This is a genomic window from Pantoea sp. SO10, from assembly GCF_005281435.1.
Taxonomy (GTDB): Bacteria; Pseudomonadota; Gammaproteobacteria; order Enterobacterales; family Enterobacteriaceae; genus Pantoea; species Pantoea leporis.
Genome location: NZ_CP040096.1, coordinates 238,799 through 259,307, shown reverse-complemented (window position 1 = coordinate 259,307; position 20,509 = coordinate 238,799). Strand labels below are relative to the sequence as shown.

Annotated in this window: 13 protein-coding genes; 4 read left to right on the top strand and 9 right to left on the bottom strand. The window is 56.7% G+C overall.

The features are described 5' to 3' along the window. Positions 1-343: 343 nt before the first annotated feature. Together FCN45_RS20680 and FCN45_RS20675 are read left to right on the top strand one after the other, a co-directional pair. Positions 344-3,031: a cation-transporting P-type ATPase gene (locus FCN45_RS20680; protein ID WP_137387084.1), complete on the top strand. Its 2,688-nt coding sequence runs from the start codon at positions 344-346 to the stop codon at positions 3,029-3,031. Between the two features lie 125 nt (positions 3,032-3,156). Further along, positions 3,157-4,197 (top strand): AI-2E family transporter, encoded by a 1,041-nt coding sequence (locus FCN45_RS20675; protein ID WP_137387083.1) that lies wholly within the window; start codon positions 3,157-3,159, stop codon positions 4,195-4,197. A gap of 336 nt (positions 4,198-4,533) precedes the next feature. Here FCN45_RS20675 and FCN45_RS20670 read toward each other — a convergent pair whose 3' ends face one another. Together FCN45_RS20670 and FCN45_RS20665 are read right to left on the bottom strand one after the other, a co-directional pair. Next, positions 4,534-7,578: an efflux RND transporter permease subunit gene (locus tag FCN45_RS20670; RefSeq protein ID WP_137387432.1), complete on the bottom strand. Its 3,045-nt coding sequence runs from the start codon at positions 7,576-7,578 to the stop codon at positions 4,534-4,536. Further along, complete coding sequence (locus tag FCN45_RS20665; protein ID WP_137387082.1) at positions 7,578-8,666, bottom strand: efflux RND transporter periplasmic adaptor subunit; 1,089 nt, start codon at positions 8,664-8,666, stop codon at positions 7,578-7,580. The genes FCN45_RS20670 and FCN45_RS20665 overlap by 1 nt, the downstream gene beginning before the upstream one ends. Before the next feature lie 506 nt (positions 8,667-9,172). On the opposite strand from FCN45_RS20665, the gene FCN45_RS20660 reads away from it, so the two are divergent. After that, complete coding sequence (locus FCN45_RS20660) at positions 9,173-11,872, top strand: cation-transporting P-type ATPase (RefSeq protein WP_137387081.1); 2,700 nt, start codon at positions 9,173-9,175, stop codon at positions 11,870-11,872. 36 nt (positions 11,873-11,908) lie between these two features. Here FCN45_RS20660 and FCN45_RS20655 read toward each other — a convergent pair whose 3' ends face one another. The 4 genes from FCN45_RS20655 to FCN45_RS20640 form a co-directional block, all read right to left on the bottom strand. Then, a complete protein-coding gene (locus tag FCN45_RS20655) occupies positions 11,909-14,974 on the bottom strand; it encodes an efflux RND transporter permease subunit (RefSeq protein WP_137387080.1) in 3,066 nt (1,021 codons plus the stop codon). Next, complete coding sequence (locus tag FCN45_RS20650) at positions 14,971-16,116, bottom strand: efflux RND transporter periplasmic adaptor subunit (protein WP_137387079.1); 1,146 nt, start codon at positions 16,114-16,116, stop codon at positions 14,971-14,973. Before FCN45_RS20650 ends, FCN45_RS20655 begins: the two co-directional genes overlap by 4 nt. An 89-nt stretch (positions 16,117-16,205) precedes the next feature. After that, positions 16,206-17,390: a cell wall metabolism sensor histidine kinase WalK gene (locus FCN45_RS20645; protein WP_137387078.1), complete on the bottom strand. Its 1,185-nt coding sequence runs from the start codon at positions 17,388-17,390 to the stop codon at positions 16,206-16,208. After that, positions 17,387-18,082 carry a response regulator transcription factor gene (locus FCN45_RS20640; protein WP_101761262.1) on the bottom strand — a complete coding sequence of 232 codons (696 nt, stop codon included), beginning with the start codon at positions 18,080-18,082 and terminating at the stop codon, positions 17,387-17,389. The genes FCN45_RS20645 and FCN45_RS20640 overlap by 4 nt, the downstream gene beginning before the upstream one ends. Before the next feature lie 124 nt (positions 18,083-18,206). Between FCN45_RS20640 and FCN45_RS20635 the strand changes: the two genes are divergently transcribed. Further along, the gene (locus FCN45_RS20635) at positions 18,207-18,992 is read left to right on the top strand and encodes a MipA/OmpV family protein (RefSeq protein ID WP_137387077.1); all 786 of its coding nucleotides are present in this window, start codon (positions 18,207-18,209) and stop codon (positions 18,990-18,992) included. Between the two features lie 74 nt (positions 18,993-19,066). On the opposite strand, the gene FCN45_RS20630 is transcribed toward FCN45_RS20635, so the two are convergent. The 3 genes from FCN45_RS20630 to FCN45_RS20620 all read right to left on the bottom strand — a co-directional run bounded on the left by FCN45_RS20630 (position 19,067) and on the right by FCN45_RS20620 (position 20,456). Continuing rightward, positions 19,067-19,294 carry a YgdI/YgdR family lipoprotein gene (locus FCN45_RS20630; RefSeq protein WP_101761264.1) on the bottom strand — a complete coding sequence of 76 codons (228 nt, stop codon included), beginning with the start codon at positions 19,292-19,294 and terminating at the stop codon, positions 19,067-19,069. A 27-nt stretch (positions 19,295-19,321) separates the two neighbouring features. Then, positions 19,322-19,555: a YgdI/YgdR family lipoprotein gene (locus FCN45_RS20625; protein WP_007885913.1), complete on the bottom strand. Its 234-nt coding sequence runs from the start codon at positions 19,553-19,555 to the stop codon at positions 19,322-19,324. A gap of 130 nt (positions 19,556-19,685) precedes the next feature. Then, entirely contained in the window at positions 19,686-20,456 is a 771-nt protein-coding gene (locus FCN45_RS20620; protein WP_137387076.1) for a GntR family transcriptional regulator, read from the bottom strand. Positions 20,457-20,509: the final 53 nt, after the last annotated feature.

Here is a 20,509-nt window from a genome sequence, read left to right as displayed (position 1 = left end):
CCCAGCCTTATGAATTATCACACTATATTTTTATTATTCTCCGCGATCGGATAAGTCTGGTGAGATAAATGGTTTTCGCCTAACGACTTTTATTGAGAAATGAATGCGTTGAATATCCCTGTGCTACGTTTATAGCGTTCATTTTACAAAAAACTTTCAATTTCGTATAGAAAATAGGGCTGCTTCATTACCGCTGAGCAGCCATTAACGACATATTTTTCAATCTGAAACGGACCGCTTCTTCCACCGGATAAGTCAGGTCTGATCTTTTCGTTCAATGGCGACTTGTTAAATACGGGATATCACCGCCTTGATTTCCGAAACAGGATTTGAGGAGAAAGCGATGAATACTGCTAAACCGGAAAGTACCTATTATCAACTTTCTGTCGATGAAACGCTGGCCAGTACGCAAAGTTCCACCGAGGGAATCAGTAGTGCTGAAGCGGCGGCGCGCCTAACACAGTACGGGGAAAATGCCCTGCCACAGAAACCCGGCAAGCCGGTTTGGCTGCGTTTTCTCGCTCACTTCAACGATGTGCTGATCTACGTTTTACTGGCCGCCGCGTTGCTGACTGCCGTCATGGGACACTGGGTTGATACGCTGGTGATTCTCGGCGTGGCGGTGGTGAATGCCCTGATTGGCCACATTCAGGAGAGCAATGCGGAAAAATCCCTGCAAAGTATCCGCAATATGCTCTCCAGCGAAACGGTGGTGATCCGTGCGGGTAATCACGAGACGCTGCCCACCACCGCGTTGGTGCCAGGTGATGTGGTGGTGATCCGCGCCGGCGACCGCATCCCGGCGGATCTGCGCGTTATTGAGGCGCACAACCTGCGCGTTGAAGAAGCGATTCTGACGGGCGAATCCACCGTGGTTGAGAAGGGCACGGACGCGCTCATCGGCGAGTTGCCGCTGGGCGATCGTACCAATCTGCTGTTCTCCGGCACCACCGTCAGTTCGGGCGGCGGCAAAGGGCTGGTGGTCGCTACCGGTGGCGCCACGGAACTTGGGCACATCAACCAGATGATGTCCGATATCGAAAAGCACCGCACGCCGCTGCTGGTGCAGATGGATAAACTTGGTAAAGCCATTTTCCTGATCATCCTGGCGATGATGGCCGCGCTGTTTGTCTTTAGTTTGCTGTTCCGCGATATGCCGGTTTCAGAGCTGATGCTGTCTCTGATTAGCCTTGCGGTGGCATCGGTTCCCGAAGGATTACCGGCGATTATCTCGATCATTCTGTCGCTTGGCGTACAAACCATGGCGAAGCAGCAGGCGATCATCCGCAAGCTGCCTACCGTGGAAACGCTGGGCGCGATGACGGTGATTTGCTCAGATAAAACCGGCACGCTGACCATGAATGAAATGACGGTGAAAGCGATTATCACCGCCGATCAGATTTACCGCGTTGATGGCGTGAGCTATGAACCGGTGGGCGCCATCCATAAAGCCGATGACGCTGTGCCGGTGAAAGTGGCGCAAGGCTCGATCCTCGAGCGCTATCTGCGCACCATCGATCTGTGTAACGACAGCCAGCTGATTAAAGACGAAAACGGACTGTGGAAAATCACCGGTGGCCCAACGGAAGGCGCGCTTAAAGTGCTAGCCGCCAAAGGACATCTGCCTTCAGTCATCACCGAACTGCGCAATAAAATCCCCTTTGATTCGCAATACAAATACATGTCGACGCACTATCTGATTGGCGATGAAGAGTGCGTGCTGCTGACCGGCGCGCCAGACGTACTGTTCAGACATTGTCAGCAGCAGCAAACAGAAGCCGGATTGCAGCCGATCGATCTGCCGTGGTGGGAAGCCAAAATTGAAGAGTATGCGCGCGAAGGATTACGCATGGTGGCGGCGGCCTGGAAACCGGCCACACCAGGACAAACTGAGCTGACGCATCAGGATTTGCATCAGGGCATGATTTTGCTCGGCATCGCCGGGATGATGGATCCGCCGCGACCGGAAGCCATCACCGCGATTGGCGACTGCCTGCAAGCCGGCATTCGCGTGAAAATGATCACCGGCGACCATCCGCAAACTGCGATGAGTATTGGGCAGATGCTGGGAATCGGTAACGCCAGCACCGCCATCACTGGACGCGAGCTGGAAGTGATGGATGACCAGCAATTGAGTGAGGCGGCGCAGGCGTACGACATCTTTGCCCGTACCAGTCCGGAAGATAAATTCCGTCTGGTGCAGGCGCTGCAAAGCAAAAAAGAGGTAGTCGGGATGACCGGCGATGGCGTTAACGATGCGCCCGCGCTGAAGCAGGCGGATGTCGGTATCGCTATGGGGATTAAAGGCACCGAAGTGACTAAAGAAGCTGCCGATATGGTGTTGACGGACGATAACTTCGCCACCATCGCCAGCGCGGTGCGGGAAGGGCGCCGTGTCTATGACAACCTGAAAAAGACCATTTTGTTCATCATGCCGACCAACCTCGCGCAGGGCTTACTGATCATCATTGCCCTGCTGGCCGGTAACCTCATTCCGCTGACCCCGGTGTTGATTCTGTGGATGAACATGGCGACTTCCGCCACGCTCTCCTTCGGCCTGGCGTTTGAAGCGGGTGAGCAAAATATCATGCGTCGTCCGCCGCGCGATCCCAAGCTGCATGTGATGGATGGTTTCGCCATCTGGCGCGTGATTTTTGTCGGTTCGATGATCGCCATAAGCGCCTTCGTTCTGGAAGCCTGGCTGCAACCGCGCGGCTATTCACCGGAATTTATTCGTACCGTGTTATTACAAACGCTGGTAACGGCGCAGTGGTTTTATATGCTGAACTGTCGTGTTTCCGACGGCTTCTCATTGAGCAAAGGTTTGCTGATGAATAAAGGCATCTGGATCGTCAGCGGCGTGCTGTTAGTTCTGCAATTGCTGATTATCTATGCGCCCTTTATGCAGCTGCTGTTTGGTACCACCGCACTACCGTTACGTTACTGGATTATTACCTTGATCATTGGCTTCGTAATGTTTTTGATTGTCGAAATCGAAAAGCCATTAACGCGGAGATTCAGAATCAATTAATAGCGCGTGACATTCAGGCCGTTTCTCTTACGGCCTGAATGTTTTTCGTCACTTGACCTCAAACAAGGCCCAGCGCACAGGTTTTTCTCTATAATACATTTTGTATAGGATGAAGGATCTTAATAATGGGACTGAACGAGTTTCCTTTATGGTCAAGGCTTTTGCGCGTACTGATAATTCTCGCCACGTTGACCATAATTCTCACCGGTATCTATCTGGCATCGGCATTAATTAATCAGGTGATGCTGTCATTGTTTCTGGCGATTATGCTCGATCCGTTAATCAGTCGGCTCGAAAGAAAACGCGTGCCGCGTCTGCTGTCATCGCTGCTGGTGATTGTGCTGCTGTTATTGGTGATTGTGTTCACCATCATCAAACTCACCGTATTAACCCCCGATTTAATCCAGCTGAGCCGTCAGGCACCGCAGTTACTGGCCGAACGCTTCGAGCCGGTGACGCAGACGTTTAGTCATTTGGGCCTGGTTTTAACGCCCAACGACATGCTGGCGTTTGTTGATGCGGGTGCGGTGGTGCGCTTTGTCACGGGTTTTCTCACGCAAATACCCAGCATTCTTTCCTGGTGGCTGATGGTATTTCTGATGCTGTTTTTCATGCTGTATGAAATGAGAAATTTAAAAATCTTGCTACGCAAACAGGCCGAAGGGCAATATCAGCGCTATTATGTGGCACTTGAAGAGGGTGTACAAAGCGTTATCGTTTATGCTCAGGTTAAAACCCTGACCAGTATTGTCGGCGGCATTATTGTCTGGGCGGGTGCTCATCTTCTTGGCCTGAAGTTCGCCTTTTTCTGGGGTGTGTTGATGTTTGTCTTCAACTATATTCCGGTGCTGGGTTCATTTATGGCGGCCATTCCGCCAGTGCTGCAAAGTTATATGCTGTACGATATCCAAACCGCATTGGTGGTCGCACTGTTCTTCGTGGCGTTGAATTTAATTCTGAGTTCAGTCATTGAGCCGTTGTTATTGGGCAAACGATTGAATATGGCACTTACCACACAACTGCTGGCGTTTCTTATCTGGCAATCCTTGTTGGGCATCATCGGTGCGATTCTTGCAATTCCGCTGACGTTTATGTTGAAAAAGATATTACTGGCGAGCGCAGGGAATGAAAAGCAGGGAGAGCATTTAACAAACCTGTCGCCATAAATGGCGATTCGCTTGTTATTTTCTCAATGGTGAGTGCGCAGGCCGGCCGGGGCTTCAGTGCGTGTGGTTGAAAACGGCTACATTGTGAGAGGCGCTGGCGCGTCTGCTGCGGCGAAAGGGCTATCCGCAGCGCTGAGGCTTTTACGTTGGGCCAGGAGCCTCACGCAGGGATGCGTGAGGCAGTTCGGGGCCGGCCAGGACGGCCGATCCCCGAACGGTCCGTCGGCACAACGTGGAAGCCGAAGGCACCGCGCTAGCGGCGCGAGGACGGCCCGTGACGCAGCAGATGCGTCAGTGCCCACACGGATAATACGGACTCAAGGCAAAATTTCACGCTCAAGACTTTCTACCCCGATAAAAGGTTTGATACAGCACCGGCAACACCAGCAGCGTTAGCACCGTGGCGAATCCCAAACCGAAAATGATCACCACCGCCATGCTCTGGAAAAACACATCGCGCAGCAGCGGTAGCAGGCCGAGCACGGTGGTAAAGGCGGTGAGCAGAATCGGGCGCAGGCGCGACGTTGCGGCATCAAGAATCGCTTGGTGTAACGGCTGATGCCGCGCCAGCTGGTGCGTTTCCTCAACCAGCACGATACCGTTACGAATCAACATGCCTGACAAACTCAGCAAACCAATCAACGCCATAAAGCCAAATGGAATGCCGGTGAGCAGGAAGCCGCAGGTGACGCCAATCAGCGCCAGCGGCACGGTAATCCAGATCGCCAGCGCATCGCGCAGCGAATTAAACATCAGCACGGTAATCACAAACATCGCGAGGAAACCTAACGGCAGCGAGCCAAGCAGGCCGCTTTGGGCATCGCGCGAACTCTCCAACTCGCCACCCCATTCCAGATGATAGCCGGCGGGCAACTTCAGCTGATCGATGGCCGGCTGCACGCGCGCCACAATCTCTGCGGCGGTGCGGCCGCTGGCGGGATCGGGATCGGTTTGCACCGTCAAGACGCGCATGCGGTCGCGGCGCATTATCAGCGGATCTTCCCATTCCAGCTGGAAATCGCTCACCAGATTGGCCAGCGGCACATAACGCTGCTGCGCCTGACTCCACACCTGAATATTGCCAAGATGGTCGATATTCTGCCGCTCCAGCTCGGAAGTCTGCAGCATGATCGGCATCAGCCGCGAGCCTTCGCGCAGCAAACCGACGCTATCACCGGTGAAGTTGATACGCAGCGCGCGGTCGATATCGCGCTTGTCCACGCCCAGCTCCTGACCGCGCAGCGGCGAATACTGCGGACGAATCACTTTACTGCGCGCCTGCCAGTCATGACGCGGCGGAAACGCGCTGCCCTTGGCGAGGAAAATGTCGTCAATCTGGCTGGCAATCTGCCGCAGCGTAATGGGATCGGGGCCGGTAATCCGCAGCGCAATGGCACTGTCGCTGGCACTGCCGAAATTGATGCGTTTGATGCGCTCCGTCACCTGTGGGAAGTGCTCGCCGATGTGCTGCTCGGTGTGCTGCGCCAGCATTTCCAGCTGCCTGGCGTCCTGCACGCGCACCATGATCTGCGCATAATTGCTGTACTGACGCGTTGCATCGTAGGTCAGCGTAAAGCGCATCGCGCCCTGACCAATGGTGGTCACGGTACTGCTGACGCCCGGCTGCTGGTTAATCCAGCCTTCAACCTCGCGCGCGGTTTGTGCGGTGTAATGGATGTCGGTGCCATACGGCAGCCACAGATCGGTGAAGAAAATCGGCGTATTGGAGGCGGGGAAGAAGTTCTGCTTCACGTAGCCGAAGCCATAGACCGAGGCGGCCAGGCACGCGGCCATCAGCACTAAAGTAGTGATGCGGAAGCGCAGCAGCGTGGTGAGCACGCGGCGATACAGGCGAAACACCACGCCCTGATACGGCTGCGTGGTCTCTTTGCTGATCGCCTGGCGACCATCCATCCACTGCACGAACACCGACGTCAGCGTCAGCGCGGTAATCCAGCTGAGCAGCAGAGAAATCAGCAGCACCTGGAACAGCGATTTACAGTATTCGCCGGTGGAATCCTGCGATAAACCAATTGGCGCGAAGGCGATGATCGCGATCACCGTGGCGCCGAGCAGCGGCAGCGCGCTGCGTTTCACCATCTGCATCATCGCCTGTTGCAACGGCTTGCCGCGCTGGCGATCGACCTTGATGCCTTCCACCACCACGATGGCGTTATCCACCAGCATGCTGAGGGAAATAATCAGCGCACCCAGCGACACGCGCTGTAGCTCAAGCTTAAACAGATACATGATCAGCAGCGTGCCCAGCACATTGAGCGCCAGCGAGGCGGCGATCACCATACCGCTGCGGACGCCCATAAACAGCAGCAGCGTGCCCACCACAATCGCCAGCGCCATCAGAAAGTTATTGATGAAACCATCCACCGACTGCTTCACTTCCTGCGCCTGGTTATAAAACACGTTCAGATCGATGCCGAGCGGTTTGGCCTGCTGATGCTGCTGAATTTTGGCGCTTAACGCATTGCCGACATCAATCACGTTGACGCCAGGCGCGAAAGAGACGCCCATCGCCAGCGCGTCGTTGCCGTTGGCGTGATAGAGATTGCCCGGCCGTTCGGTAACGCCATAGCTGAGCGTGGCGATATCGCGCAGCAACACTTGCTGGCTGCTGCCGGGCGCAGAGATTGGCAGCGCACCGATCTCATCCAGTGAGTGAAACTCGCCGGTCGGATGGAAACGAATCGCTTCATTGCCGAGGCGAATCTGGCCCGCATCGGAGACGGCATTGACGCTGTTGAGCAAAGCGGCCACGCGCTGTGGCGTCACGCCCAGCGCCACCATCTTCTGGCTAGAGAGCGTGATATTCACCTGCTCCTGCTCAATACCGGCAATCGCCACTTTCGCCACGCCGGGCACCAGATTCAGCTCACGCCGCAATTGATCGGCGTAGGTGCGCAGCTCGCTGTTGGTGAAGTTCTCGCCGGAAAGGGTAAAGAAGTAGCCGTAGACATCACCAAAGTCGTCATTCACCAGCGGCGCGCTGACGCCGGGTGGAAACTGGCGCGTGGCATCGTCAACGCGGCGACGCAATTCATCCCACACCTGTGGCAAGTCGTCGGCGCGATAGTGGCTATGAATCGTAACGGTGATCTGCGACAAACCGTTGCTGGAGATCGAACTGACGTTGTCGAGCGACGGCAAGCGCTGCAAGGCGTTCTCCAGCGGCAGCGTCACTTCCTCTTCCACCTGCTGGGCCGACGCGCCGGGATAGTGCGTCACAATCACCGCCGATTTAATGGTGAAAAGCGGATCTTCCAGACGGCCAATGTTGAGCAGCGCAAAGATGCCGCCCACGCCCAGCAGCAGGATCACCAGCCAGCTGCGAATCGGGTATTTGAGAAACGGTTCCAGCAGGCGCATCACAGACCTCGCTCGCGTGTCCATAGGCGCACCGCCTGACCATCACGCAGATCGCTGACGCCCGCGACCACAATGCGATCGCCCACTCGCAGGCCGGAGAGAATTTCGATGCCCTGCGCATTGAGTTTTCCCACCACCACCGGCTGCTGCTGAACGTTAAGCACATCACCCTCACCGCTGATCAGCCACACGTAAGGCTGATTCGGCAGGCTGTGATCCGGGTTAAACACCGCGTTGGCCGGCACGCGCAGCAGCGGCGTGCCGTCGGAAGTGGGCAAGTTATGCATCTGCACTTTCACCGTGCCGCTCAGTCCGCTGACCTGCGGTAAATCCGTCGGACGCGGCATCGTCAGCACTACTTGCCAGGTTAGCGTGGCAGCATCAGCTGCTGCGCGATGCTCTTTATATGCCGCGCGAAACGTGCGGCCCGGCAGCGCATTCAGACTGATCTCTGGCTGATAACTCACGTTTTGCACGTCAAGGCTGGTGAACAGGTTTTCCGGCACGCTGAAAATCACATCCAGCACATCGTTGCGGCTGATCACCGCCACCGTTTGTCCGGCGGTGACCACCTGATGATTTTGTGAGGCCACGCTGGTGACGATGCCGTCAAACGGTGCGCGCAAGGTGTGATAATCCAGCTCCTGTTGGGCGATGTTGAGCGCCACGGCGGCGGAGTCGCGGTTCGCCTTTTGCATATCCATATCTGCCTGCGAAACCGCACTGCGCGTGGCCAGCGCACTGAAGCGCTGATACTGACGATCCGCCAGCTGGAATCTGTTCTGCTGATCGTTGACGCGCAGCTGCGCATCGGTATCGATCAGCCGACCAATCACCTCGCCAGCCTTCACATGGCTGCCTTCACGCACCTGCAACTGCGCCAGCCGCCCGGTACGCTTAAACGCCAATTCGGTGTAATCGCCCGCCGAAATACGCGCTGGAAATACCCTGACTTTCTCTGTGGTATTTTCCGTCAGCGTTAGCGCTTTAATTACGCGCGGTGCGCTGAGTTCATCACCGCTTTTATTGTCACAACCGATCAAAACCAAACAAATTACAAGTGCGCCCAGCACTGGCCAATTATTCATGCCCCTGCCTCAATAAGAAAGAAAGGGCGGGAATATGCCATTGCCTGAAAGAGGGAATAATGACCCTCCGCAAAATAAGGGTCATTAGGTGGAAGCAATTATATGCGTTTAAGGTTGGTTTAATTTAGCGATGTCTGGCGAAATCAATTATGCCACCATGCGCGAAACTACATGATAAGAGAGTAAGCCGATGGCGGTAGCTGATGATACCGCAATGATAATAAAGGAAATTATCATCGGTATTGTCAGGTTGTGTAATTTATTCATAATAATTCCCCCTATGATTAATACATTTCAAGATGAAACTAAAATTAATATGCGTCATGTGCCTTTCTATTTGCGTTTAAATAATAACATTACGCAATCAATGCTATCACTATTAGCATCACACTTCTGAATCGGTAAAAACATGACCACGGTCAGTATGCTTCGGGAAAATATAATTAAAATGTGGTTTTTATTTTCGCACGCTTTTTTATTTTCAATTCAATGTCACGGGGTTAATTATGACCGTTATTCCTATTCAGCCAAAACGTCCGGAAGCATCCGCGCGTCCTTATTATCAGCAGGATAACGCCGCCGTATTTAAAGCCATCAACAGCTCACCCGCGGGGTTGAGCAGCACCGACGCCCAGCAACGACTGGATGCCAACGGGCTGAACGTGCTGCCGCAAAAGGCGGAAAAATCACTGCTGATGCGTTTTCTGGCGCATTTCAAAGATGTACTGATCTACATCCTGCTGGCTGCGGCGGTAATCACCGCGGTGATGGGCCATTGGGTGGATACCTTTGTGATTCTCGGCGTGGCGGTGATCAACGCCCTGATCGGCTTCATTCAGGAAAGCAACGCCGAAAAGTCGCTGAAAAGCATCCAGAACATGATGTCGAGCGATGCCATGGTGCTGCGCGACGGCCAGCAGATCACCGTCGCTACGCAGCATCTGGTGGTCGGCGATGTGGTAATGCTGCGCCCAGGCGATAAGATCCCGGCGGATTTGCGGCTGTTCGAGGTACATAACTTGCGCGTCGAAGAGGCGATTCTGACCGGCGAATCCACGGTGGTATCAAAGAACACCGTGGCACTTGAAAGTGAAAAAGGGCTCGGCGATCGCCTGAATCTGGCCTATTCCGGCACCACCGTCAGTTCAGGTACCGCGCTGGGCGTGGTGATCGCCACCGGCGGCGACACCGAGCTGGGCCACATTAACGCGATGATCTCCGCGATTGAAGAGGCGAAAACCCCGCTGCTGGTGCAGATCGACAAACTCGGAAAAGCCATTTTCGGCATCATCATGTTGATGATGGCGGCGCTGTTTGTGTTTGGTTATCTGCTGCGCGACATCGCGGTGACGGAGCTGCTGCTGTCGGTGATCAGCCTCGCGGTAGCGGCGGTGCCGGAAGGTCTACCGGCGATTATTTCGATCATTCTGTCGCTTGGCGTGCAGTCGATGGCACGCAATCACGCCATCATTCGCAAGCTGCCGACGGTTGAAACGCTCGGTGCGATGACGGTGATCTGCTCGGATAAAACCGGCACGCTGACCATGAACGAGATGACGGTGAAAGCGGTGGTGCTGGCGAACAGCCAATGGCGCATCAGCGGTAACAGCTATGAGCCTAAAGGTGAATTTACCCTTGAAGCGGGTCAGCAGAGCGATGCGCTGATGCAGGGCTTCCTGCAGGTGGTGGATATCTGTAACGAAAGCCAGCTGCGTCAGGATGCCAACGGCAACTGGGGCATTGTCGGTGGCCCAACGGAAGGGGCGCTGAAAGTGCTGGTCGCCAAGGCGGGCATTCACAATGACAAGGTGCAGATCCTGAGCAAGCTGCCGTTTGACTCGGCCTACAAATACATGGCGGTGAGCTGCCTGATTGATGGCAAACCGTGCCTGCTAATGACCGGCGCGCCCGATGTGTTGCTGTCGCTGTGTCAGCAGCAGCAGGGTGCTACCGATGCGGAAGTGATTGATCGCGAATATTGGGAAGCGGCGATCACCACCTACGCCAGCGAAGGGTTGCGCACGGTTGCCGCCGCGTGGCGTTGGCTGCCGGAAGCGCAGCACCACATCGAGCATGAGGATTTACGCAACGGCATGAAGATGCTGGGCCTGGCGTGCATGATGGATCCGCCGCGTCCGGAAGCCATCACCGCGATTCGCGACTGCCAGCAGGCAGGGATTCGCGTGAAGATGATCACCGGCGATCACCCGGAAACCGCGATGGCGATTGGCCAGATGCTGGGCATTGGTAACAGCGATTCTGCCATCACCGGTTACCAGCTGGAGCACATGGATGATGCCGAGTTGGGCGTGGCGGCGCGTGAATACGACATCTTTGCCCGTACCAGCCCCGAGCATAAGCTGCGTCTGGTGAAAGCGCTGGAGAGCAGCGGTGAAATCGTCGGCATGACCGGTGATGGCGTCAATGATGCGCCCGCGCTGAAGCAGGCCAACGTCGGCATCGCGATGGGCATCAAAGGCACCGAAGTGACCAAAGAGGCGGCGGATATGATCCTCGCCGACGACAACTTCGCCACCATCGCAGCTGCAGTGAAAGAGGGCCGACGCGTCTACGATAACCTGAAGAAAACCATTCTGTTTATCATGCCGACCAACCTCGCGCAGGGATTGCTGATCATCATTGCGATTCTGATGGGCAACCTGCTGCCGCTGACGCCGGTACAGATTCTGTGGATGAACATGGCGACCTCAGCAACGCTGTCGTTTGGTCTGGCATTTGAACCGGCAGAGCGCAACATCATGCGCCGCCCGCCGCGTAACGCACGCAGCCCGGTGATGGACGCTTACGCCATCTGGCGCGTCATCTTCGTCGGCCTGCTGATTTCGATTAGCGCCTTTGTGCTGGAAGCCTGGCTCCAGCCGCGCGGCTACACGCCGGAGTTCATCCGCACCGTGCTGCTGCAGATGCTGGTCACCGCGCAGTGGGTTTACATGCTGAACTGCCGCAACAGCAACGGATTCTCGCTGGATGCCGGCTTGCTGAAAAACCGTGGCATCTGGCTGGTCACCGTGGTGCTTATCGCGCTGCAGGCGATGATTATCTATGTTCCACTGATGAACACGCTGTTTGGCACCGCGCCATTGCCGTTCAAATACTGGCTGATTTCGCTGGCGGTGAGCGCCGGGATCTTTGTGCTGGTGGAGATAGAGAAGCGCCTGACACGCGGCTGGCGCCTGGCTCGTTAACGTATGTTGGCTGGCGCAATGCCAGCCAACACTTTTTCATTCAGCGGAAGACGCTGATTCACGCTGCATCACCAGACTGAGCGCAGCGGGCAATACTGTCAGCGTCATCAGCGTTCCCACCAGCAATCCACCAATGATGGCGTAGGCCATCGGCCCCCAAAACACCTGATGTGAGATGGGAATCATGCCTAAAATCGCGGCGCAGGCGGTGAGAAGAATCGGGCGGGCACGATGCTCAGCCGCTAGGCTTACCGCATCATTGCGCGACATGCCAGCACGCAGATTGCTATCGGCTTCCATGATCAGGATCACCGCGTTGCGGATGATCATGCCAGCCAGCGCAATCATACCGAGCAGGGCGACAAATCCCATCGGCGTGCCGCTGGGCAGCATTGCCAGAACAATGCCAGGCAGTCCAAAAGGCGCCATCGCCAATGCCAGCAACATGCGCGATACGCGTTGCAGCTGCACCATCAGCAGTATCAGCATGACAAACAACGTCACCGGCAAAACGGCAAACACTGAGCCGTTACCTTTATCCGATTCGGCAACCGTGCCCTCTTCATCAAGGGTGTAACCCGGCGCTAATCCGGCACGCAGCTGCTGGACATCTGCGCTGAGCTGCGCGGATGTGGTCTCCGCTTGCATGCCCGCCGCTACATCAGTTTGTACCACCACATAGGGAAAACCCTGGCGACGCCACATCACCGGATCCTGCAATCCCCACTGCAGCGTCGCAACCTGGCCGATGGCAATCTTCGCGCCTGACACGGTGGTCAGTTTCAACGCAGCAAGGCTGGTTAAATCCAGCCGGTCAGCATCGTTGGCGCGCAACAGCACATCAACCAGCCGGTTATGATCTCTCACGGTAGTCACGCTTTGACCGGACCACACGCGGTTCAGCAGCTGCGCGATATCCTGTGAAGAGACGCCAGCCGCGCGGGCTGCGGTTTGGTTCACCGCAAAGGTGATGACGCGTTCCGGCTCGCCCGCTGTCAGGTTTACGCTGCGCGTCGCGCGGGATTGCCCGAGGATGCTGGCCAGCTTTTCCGCATACTGTTTCACCTGCTCGTAGTGCAGCCCGCTGATGCGATAGCGGATCGGCCAGCCAACCGGCGGACCCAGTTCCAGCGGCGATACGCGCGTCACCACATCGCTGAAATCGCGTGCCAGCAGGCGATCGAGTTCAGCTTTCAACCGATCCCTCGCCGCCAGATTTTTGGCTACCACGACCAGCTGGGCGATGTTTTCATCATCGTTCAGCACGTCCATCGGCAGATAAAAACGCACGGCGCCGCTGCCGCTATAGGAGGAGAAATGGTCGATATTGGTGTTGCCGCTGAGTTTCGCTTCGAGCTGTTCTACCACGCTTAAGGTGCGCGCCTGCGAAGCGTTCGCCGGCAGCGTGAGGCTGACCAGCAGCTCCGGGCGATCGGATGCCGGGAAAAACTCGCCCTGCAGGTGGCTCATGCCCCAGATGGCGAGCAGCAGCGATGCGCCCGCTAGGCCGAGCGTCAAGCCCCGATGGCGTAACACCTGTGAAACCAGACGGCGATAGAGGCGCAGCAACCAACCGGGCTCAGCGTGCGGTTTACCTGGCCTTGATGCCAGGATCCAGCTGCCGGTCAGCGGAGAGAACAGCACCGCAACGACCCATGAACTGAGCAGCGAGATCAGCACCACCACAAACAGTGAGTAGCAATACTCCCCCGCACCGGACGCGGCGAAGCCGACGGGAATGAAACCGGCAATCATCACCAGCGTGCCGGTGAGCATCGGAAATGCGGTGGTTTCAAAGGCTACGGTAGCGGCGCGCCAGCGGGAATCACCGGCTTCGAGTCGGGCGACCATGGTCTCCACCGCGATCATCGCATCATCCACCAACAACCCCAACGCGATGATCAGCGCGCCAAGGGAAATGCGTTGCAGCCCAATGCCCGCCAGCATCATGCCGGTAAAGGTCATCGCCAGCACCAGAGGAATCGCCGCCGCCACAACTAAACCGGCACGCAGCCCGAGCGAGACGAAAGAGACGGCCAGCACGATAAAGATGGCTTCACCGAGCACCCGCACAAATCCGCTGATCGCGTCGTTGACCACCCGCGACTGATCCGCCACTTTCGTGACCTCAATCCCGTGCGGCAGTTGGCTGGCAATCCGCGACATTTTGTCCGTTAACGCGTGGCCAAAATCCAGCATATTGCCGGTCGGCGCCATGGAGATCGCCAGCCCAATCGCTGGCTTACCGTTGACGCGATAAAGCGGCGTTGGCGGTTCCGCCGCCACACGCGTCAGTGTGACAATATCGGTCAGGGGAATGTAGCGATCGTTGATGTGCAGCGTCACGGCGCGCAGGCTCTGTTCCGAGTTGAAGGCACCGCTGACGCGCAGCGCGATGTTATCGCTGTTGGTGCGAATGACGCCTGTGGGTGACAAGGCATTCTGCGCCTGCAAGGCATCGGTGACCTGTTGCAGGCTCAGGCCCATTCCCGCGAGATTGCGCGGAGAGAAGCTCGCCACAATCTGCTGCTCCTGCACGCCGAGCAACGTAATTTTGCCGACATCCGGTACGCTCATCAGCCGATCGCGAATCGACTCAACACGATCGCGCAGTTCACGCGTGCTGAATCCTTCCGCAGTAAAACCGTAAATCGTGCCAAAAGTATCGTCAAAATCATCATTGACCGCCGGTGCCGCAACGCCCGCAGGCAGCGCGGAGCTGACATCCTGCATTTTCTTACGTACCTGATACCAGATGTCCTGCACTTTGCCGGGCGGCGTGCTGTCGCGCAGATTGACAAAGATAACGGTTTTACCGGGATGCGTTTCGCTCTGCACGTAATCCAGATAGGGCACTTCCTGCAGCTTTTTCTCCAGCGGTTCAGTCAGCAGTTGCACCGTATCGTCGAGATCGGCACCGGGCCACTGCGCGGAGACCACGGCGGTTTTGATGGTAAAGGCGGGATCTTCGTTGCGCGGCAGCGCCTGATAGCTGAGCACGCCAGCGCCAAGGATCATCAGCATCAGAAAAGCCATCAGCTGTTGATGAGCCAGCGCCCAGGCGGAAAGGTTGAATTTATCGCGAGCGGAAGGTTCACTCATGGCTGCTCATCTCCCCGCGCAACCGCTTCGCCATCGCGCAGTGTGCTGACGCCTGCCGTGACCACGCTTTCGCCTGCCGTGAGACCACTGGCGATATAGACTTCGCTGGCGGTGAAGCGGGAAATCACCACCGTGCGGCGTGTGACCTTGCCGCGCTGCGCATCCAGCACAAACACCGCCGGTTTGTCCGCCAGGTGCGTCAGCACGGATGCAGGAAGGATAAAGGTGCGGGGATCGCTCTCCGGTAGTGCCACGCTGACGCTGGCGCCCAACAGCATCGCTGGCGGTGGATCGTCTAGCGTTAATCGAACCCGCCAGGTCCGCGTTTGCGGGTCGGCCTGCGGGCTGATATCGCGCAGATGCGCCTGCGCGGCGATCGCCGGTGAAGTGAGCAGAGTTACGCGAAAGGCATCGCTGGGGAGCGAGGAAAATGCTGCCGGGAAAGGCACATCCAGAACCACATCCCGCCGCGCACCGCTTGCCAGTGACATCACCGTTTGACCGGTGCTCACGACCTGTCCGGCAGAGGCGCTGACGGCGGTGATCACGCCGCTAAAAGGAGCCGTCAGCTGCGTCCAGCGTAGATTTTCCTGCGCGCTGTTGAGTGCGGCTTCGCTGCTTTGCAGGTGCGCCGCAGCGGATTGCCAATCGGATTGCGCGCTGTCGAGCTGCGCCCGTGCAATCGCACCGGAAGGCATCAACTGTTTCATACGATGTAGATTCAGCGCCGCAACGCGTTCAGCTGCCCGCGCGCTGTCGGTGTCCGCCATCGCGCTGCGTAACGCATTGGCGGTAGTGCTGCTCTCTAACGTTGCCAGCACCTGACCGGCGTCAACACGATCGCCCACTTCGGCAGGGCGCGTCAGAATCCGCCCATCCAGCCTGAAACCCAATGATGTTTCGTCATGGGCATGAATATCGCCGGTCATCTGCACCTGTTGCCCTTGCAGGGCGGGCTTCACGGTGATGAATTTTACCGGTCGGGGAGGCGCGGGTGGTAAGGGATCGCGTGGCCCGCAGGCAGTCAGCGACAAGGCGATGGCCACCATGCAGGGCAACAATGGCAGCAACGTTATCAGGCGTTGTGCATCGATAAGATGGTCGGCGGCCTGTTTGACCAGGCCGGTGAAAGAGTCAGTCATGGCGCCACTCCGTACAAGGATTTGGCGCCATTAAAACGGCGAACTGTCGAGATTCGTTGTACGGCGAGTCAAGATCCTGTCAAGAGCGCTTAAAACGGTGCCGGACTGACGTCCGGCAGGAAAATCGCCAGGCTGAGGCCGCCCTCTTTGGGTAGTTTGGCGCTGATCCTGCCGCCGTGCGCCGAGCAGATGGCGCGAGCGATCGACAAGCCTAGCCCGCTGCCGCCTGAGTGGCGCGCGCGCGAGGATTCACCGCGCGTGAAGCGTTCAAACATCTCGGGCAGAAATTCAGGCGCCACGCCGGGGCCATCATCCCTGAATTCGATGCTGCACCCTCCCGGCACCGCGCGGGCAGTAATCTGCAACTGGCCCGCAGGTTTGCCATAGCGCAAGGCATTTTCAATTAACACGCTAAACACCTGACCCAGGCGGAAGGGATCGGCGCGGCAGGTGAGCGTGCTGTCTGCTGCCACGCTGATGATCATGCCGCTGGCTTCGGCTTGCGGTCGCACCCAGGCCACGCGCTCCCGCGCCAGTTCTCCGGGGTTGATCTCATGCAGATCCAACTTGAGTTGTCCGGCGTCGGCCAGCGACAGCAGGTGGAGCTCATCGATCAGTCGGCTCATGTGGCGCAGCTGTTTCATGATCATCTCCAGCTGCTGCGGTTCGGGCTGAAACACGCCATCCAGCAGACCTTGTAACCGGCCAATGGCGGCCGTCAGCGGCGAACGGAGTTCGTGTGCCAGCGCCACGTGCGAGGCGCGCAGTTCACGATCGTAGAGCGCCAGCTGCTGGCTCATGCGATTAAAGTCGTGTGCGAAGTGCAACAGCTCCGCCGGCGCGCTTTTTACAATGGTGGCGGCGGAACCAAACTGCCCTTCGGATACCCGATCAGCGGTTTTTTTCAGGTGGCTAAACTGCAACGCCAGCGGGCGGGCGTTGCGCAGAACGGTGAAGGCAACAAACGGCGTAATGATGAAAATCAGGATGATCACCATCAGCCAGTCAGCGGCACCCACCGAAGGATCGGAGTAGCGCACGCCCCAGCGTTCATCAACGATCTCGTGGAAGCGCGGCAGATTGGTTTGCGGATGCGCACGCAGCGTCAGAAATTCCTGGCGCATCGCCGGCGGCATATGGTGGATAATCCACAGGTTTTGCAGCGCAAAGCGCAGGAACATAATCCCGGCGACGGCAATCACCGTGACGATGGCCAGCGTCAAAATACGCACGCAGATCCAGCGCCATAGCGTTTGAGGAGGTGACTTTTTCATGGCTGTCTGAACCTGTAACCCACGCCGCGCACGTTGAGTAATATCTCGGATAAACCGGCGTTTTCGAGCTTCTTACGCAGGTTGTAAACGTGGGTGTCGATCACCCTTTCCAGCGCCTCGCTTTCAGGCATGCAGGTTTCGATCAGATAGTGACGGCTGAGTGCGCGCACCGGCGCTCGCATCAGGGTCACCAGCAGGGAAAATTCGGTTGGCGTGAGTTCAACGCGTGTTGGCTGTTGCTCTGGCTGCGCGACCATTGCAGTCATCGCGGCGGTATTAACCTCAAGCGCCTGCCAGCGCAGCACTTCATCCTCCGCAACGGCCGCCCGGCTGCGGCGCAGCACCGCCTGCACGCGCGCGACCACTTCGCCCGGATGATAGGGTTTCACCACGTAGTCATCCGCGCCTAAGCGCAGCGCGCCGATTCTGTCGGGCGTGTCGGTCATCGCGGTAATCATAATTACCGGCGTGTCCGCGCGGCGTCGCACGGCAGCCAGCACCTCGGTGCCGTTCATGCCGGGCAACATGATGTCGAGCAGAATGAGATCGGGTTTCCACTTCTCAACGCGCTCAAGACCGCTATGCCCATCGCCGGCAATCTCCACGGCGTATCCTTCACGTAGCAGATAGGCTTCCAGCACGTCTGCCGCGTCTGCATCATCCTCAATAACCAATACTCGTCTGTTGTTCATGGCTCACCTTGACAGTTTCTTCATAAATCCCTGGCACGTTATTGACAATGCTTCGGGATACTCCAATCCGTGACGCAACGCCCGGGCAAGGGGCTAAAAACAGATGGGTAACTGAGGTGACACGATGATAACGAGAAAAAAGGCGCTGTACAGTGGCTGTTTGTTACTGGTCAGTATCAGTACCAGCAGCCGCGCTGATGACTGCGCAGCGCAGGATGGCGTGATGATTGGCGTGGGCGCGCAGACCACGCCGAAATACAGCGGCGCGGACAAGCAACGCTGGCAAGCGGTGCCGATGTTGCAGGCGAGAAAAGGCGCATTTTTCGTCGATTCGCAAAAGGGGGTCGGCTACGATCTGCAAAACGACAGCGGCCTGTATCTGGAGCATTCGCTGGGATATGCCCTGGGCAGGGCAGACAAGGATTCCGACTGGCGCGACGGTTCTGACAAGCTGCGTGGCATGGGCACGATCAAAGCCACACTCAACACCGCTATTGCGGCCGGTTGGGCGGTCTCGCCGTGGCTGGTCCTCGAAGCGAAAGCCGTGCTGCCGCTGACAGACAGTCAGGGCGTGAATTATCGCACCTCGGTAACATTAATTCCGCTGCAAAGCCAGCAGGATAGCCTTTCCTTGCAGACGTCCGCGTTGTTTGGGGATGCGCGTTACATGCAAACCTGGTACGGCGTTAGTGCGCGTCAAAGCGTGAAAAGTGGCTATGCGACTTATTCACCGGCAGCGGGATTTTATGGGGTAGAAACCGACCTGACATGGAGTCATCAGTTTACCCAGCACTGGGGCGGCGCGTTAAGTGCGGGCTACACGTGGCTGGACGATCACGCGGCGGACAGTCCCATCGTGTTCAGGCAGAATCAGCTGACCGCAACAGCGGCGGTGACCTATACGTTTTAAGATTTGAATGGTGTTTAAGCCCGCACCGCTGTAAGGAAATCCACTACAGCGGGCGGCTTGAGTGAGAAAGATTATTAATGCGGAACTTCAGAGATCTCTTTCACGTCACTTTTATTGATTTGCTGCTTCACGCCATTGGCATCGACGTAACCCAGCAGGCCGGTTTCAGCATCCTGTGGTTTGCCATCGGTGACGATGGTGCGTCCATCATTGGTGTGGATGGCGTACGAGGTACGCGTACATCCGGTTAAAGCGGACAGGGCAATAAGCGCAGTAATAGAAAGCAAAATTGATTTCTTCATTAGTCTCTCCAGGCTGTTAAAAGGATATTAATTATCCAGTTCGCTCATGTTGGTAATCTTGTCGCGATTGATCTGCTCGGTTTTACCGGTTTGCGCATCCTTGTAAGAAACAAGGCCCGTGTCACTGTCGATTTGCGGCTTACCAGACGTCACAATCGTGCGTCCGTCGGTGGTCTTAATCGCCTGATTTGAAGAGCAAGCGGTCAATGTCATTGCCATAAAAGTGCCAAGAAATGCCGTTGCCAGTACTGTTTTTTTCATCGTGATGAGTTCCTTTCAGTGGAATAAGTTTTAACTACCTAAATAGCTTAGAACATTTTCCCAAAACAGCCAGAAACCCGGCGCATCTGCGCTGTTTAATCCTACTCAGATGGCGGTTCATGCCGCGCGCTTAGCGGATCTCATTCACATACATAAAGTGTTCGGTACTAAAACGGTGGTGCGCCAAAATTACCGGCAGGGCACTTTGATCAAATGAAACTTCATCAATCACCATCACGGCGTGCGGCAAACTCAGCTCCAGCAGCGTCGCATCCTCTTCATTCGCCAGCGTAGCGGTAATTTGTTCACGCACGGCGGCGACGCGCAGGTCGTAGCGCTCAAACAAATAGCGATAAAGCAGCGGCGGTAACTGATCGGCTGCTGGGAAATCGGCCAGTCGCGCCGAGGGCAGCACAAGCGTTTCATGCATCGCGGCGATGCCCTTCACGCGACGCAAACGCTTCAGCCGGATCACTTCATCGCCCTGACCAATTTGCAGTTTCTCTGCTTCGTCGGCGCTGGCATGACTCAGTTGATAATCCAGTAATCGGGTATCGGATTGCAGCAATCCGCCGGTTTTATCGTGCAGGCGAAAATACTGGAAAAAGTGGCTGAGATTGTGCAGCGGCGCCCAGCCGGTTACCACGGTGCCGGTTTTGCGGCGTCGCATCAGCATGCCTTCCGTGGTCAGCGCCGCCAGCGCTTTGCGCACGGTGCCCACCGACACACCAAACTTCGCCGCCAGGCTATTTTCACTCGGCAAAATCGTGCCTGCGGGCAGTTCACCTTGCAGGATCGATTCGCTGATATGGCGCTTGACCACTTCATACAGCGGCGCACCCTCACCTTCGCTGAGTCTGGCGAAAGGTTGAGCGTGGTTCGCGTCATAGTTTTTTTGCATGTTTCCGATTACCGATTGACCTCAGTCGTTGAATTGCATTATCTATAAACTAT

Bases quoted from the DNA above. Each gene is read 5' to 3' on its own strand.
- FCN45_RS20645 (WP_137387078.1), bottom strand. From the start codon at position 17,390: ATGAAAAAGTCACCTCCTCAAACGCTATGGCGCTGGATCTGCGTGCGT.
- FCN45_RS20640 (WP_101761262.1), bottom strand. From the start codon at position 18,082: ATGAACAACAGACGAGTATTGGTTATTGAGGATGATGCAGACGCGGCA.
- FCN45_RS20670 (WP_137387432.1), bottom strand. From the start codon at position 7,578: ATGCGCCTGCTGGAACCGTTTCTCAAATACCCGATTCGCAGCTGGCTG.
- FCN45_RS20655 (WP_137387080.1), bottom strand. From the start codon at position 14,974: ATGAGTGAACCTTCCGCTCGCGATAAATTCAACCTTTCCGCCTGGGCG.
- FCN45_RS20625 (WP_007885913.1), bottom strand. From the start codon at position 19,555: ATGAAAAAAACAGTACTGGCAACGGCATTTCTTGGCACTTTTATGGCA.
- FCN45_RS20635 (WP_137387077.1), top strand. From the start codon at position 18,207: ATGATAACGAGAAAAAAGGCGCTGTACAGTGGCTGTTTGTTACTGGTC.
- FCN45_RS20660 (WP_137387081.1), top strand. From the start codon at position 9,173: ATGACCGTTATTCCTATTCAGCCAAAACGTCCGGAAGCATCCGCGCGT.
- FCN45_RS20650 (WP_137387079.1), bottom strand. From the start codon at position 16,116: ATGACTGACTCTTTCACCGGCCTGGTCAAACAGGCCGCCGACCATCTT.
- FCN45_RS20680 (WP_137387084.1), top strand. From the start codon at position 344: ATGAATACTGCTAAACCGGAAAGTACCTATTATCAACTTTCTGTCGAT.
- FCN45_RS20630 (WP_101761264.1), bottom strand. From the start codon at position 19,294: ATGAAGAAATCAATTTTGCTTTCTATTACTGCGCTTATTGCCCTGTCC.
- FCN45_RS20620 (WP_137387076.1), bottom strand. From the start codon at position 20,456: ATGCAAAAAAACTATGACGCGAACCACGCTCAACCTTTCGCCAGACTC.
- FCN45_RS20675 (WP_137387083.1), top strand. From the start codon at position 3,157: ATGGGACTGAACGAGTTTCCTTTATGGTCAAGGCTTTTGCGCGTACTG.
- FCN45_RS20665 (WP_137387082.1), bottom strand. From the start codon at position 8,666: ATGAATAATTGGCCAGTGCTGGGCGCACTTGTAATTTGTTTGGTTTTG.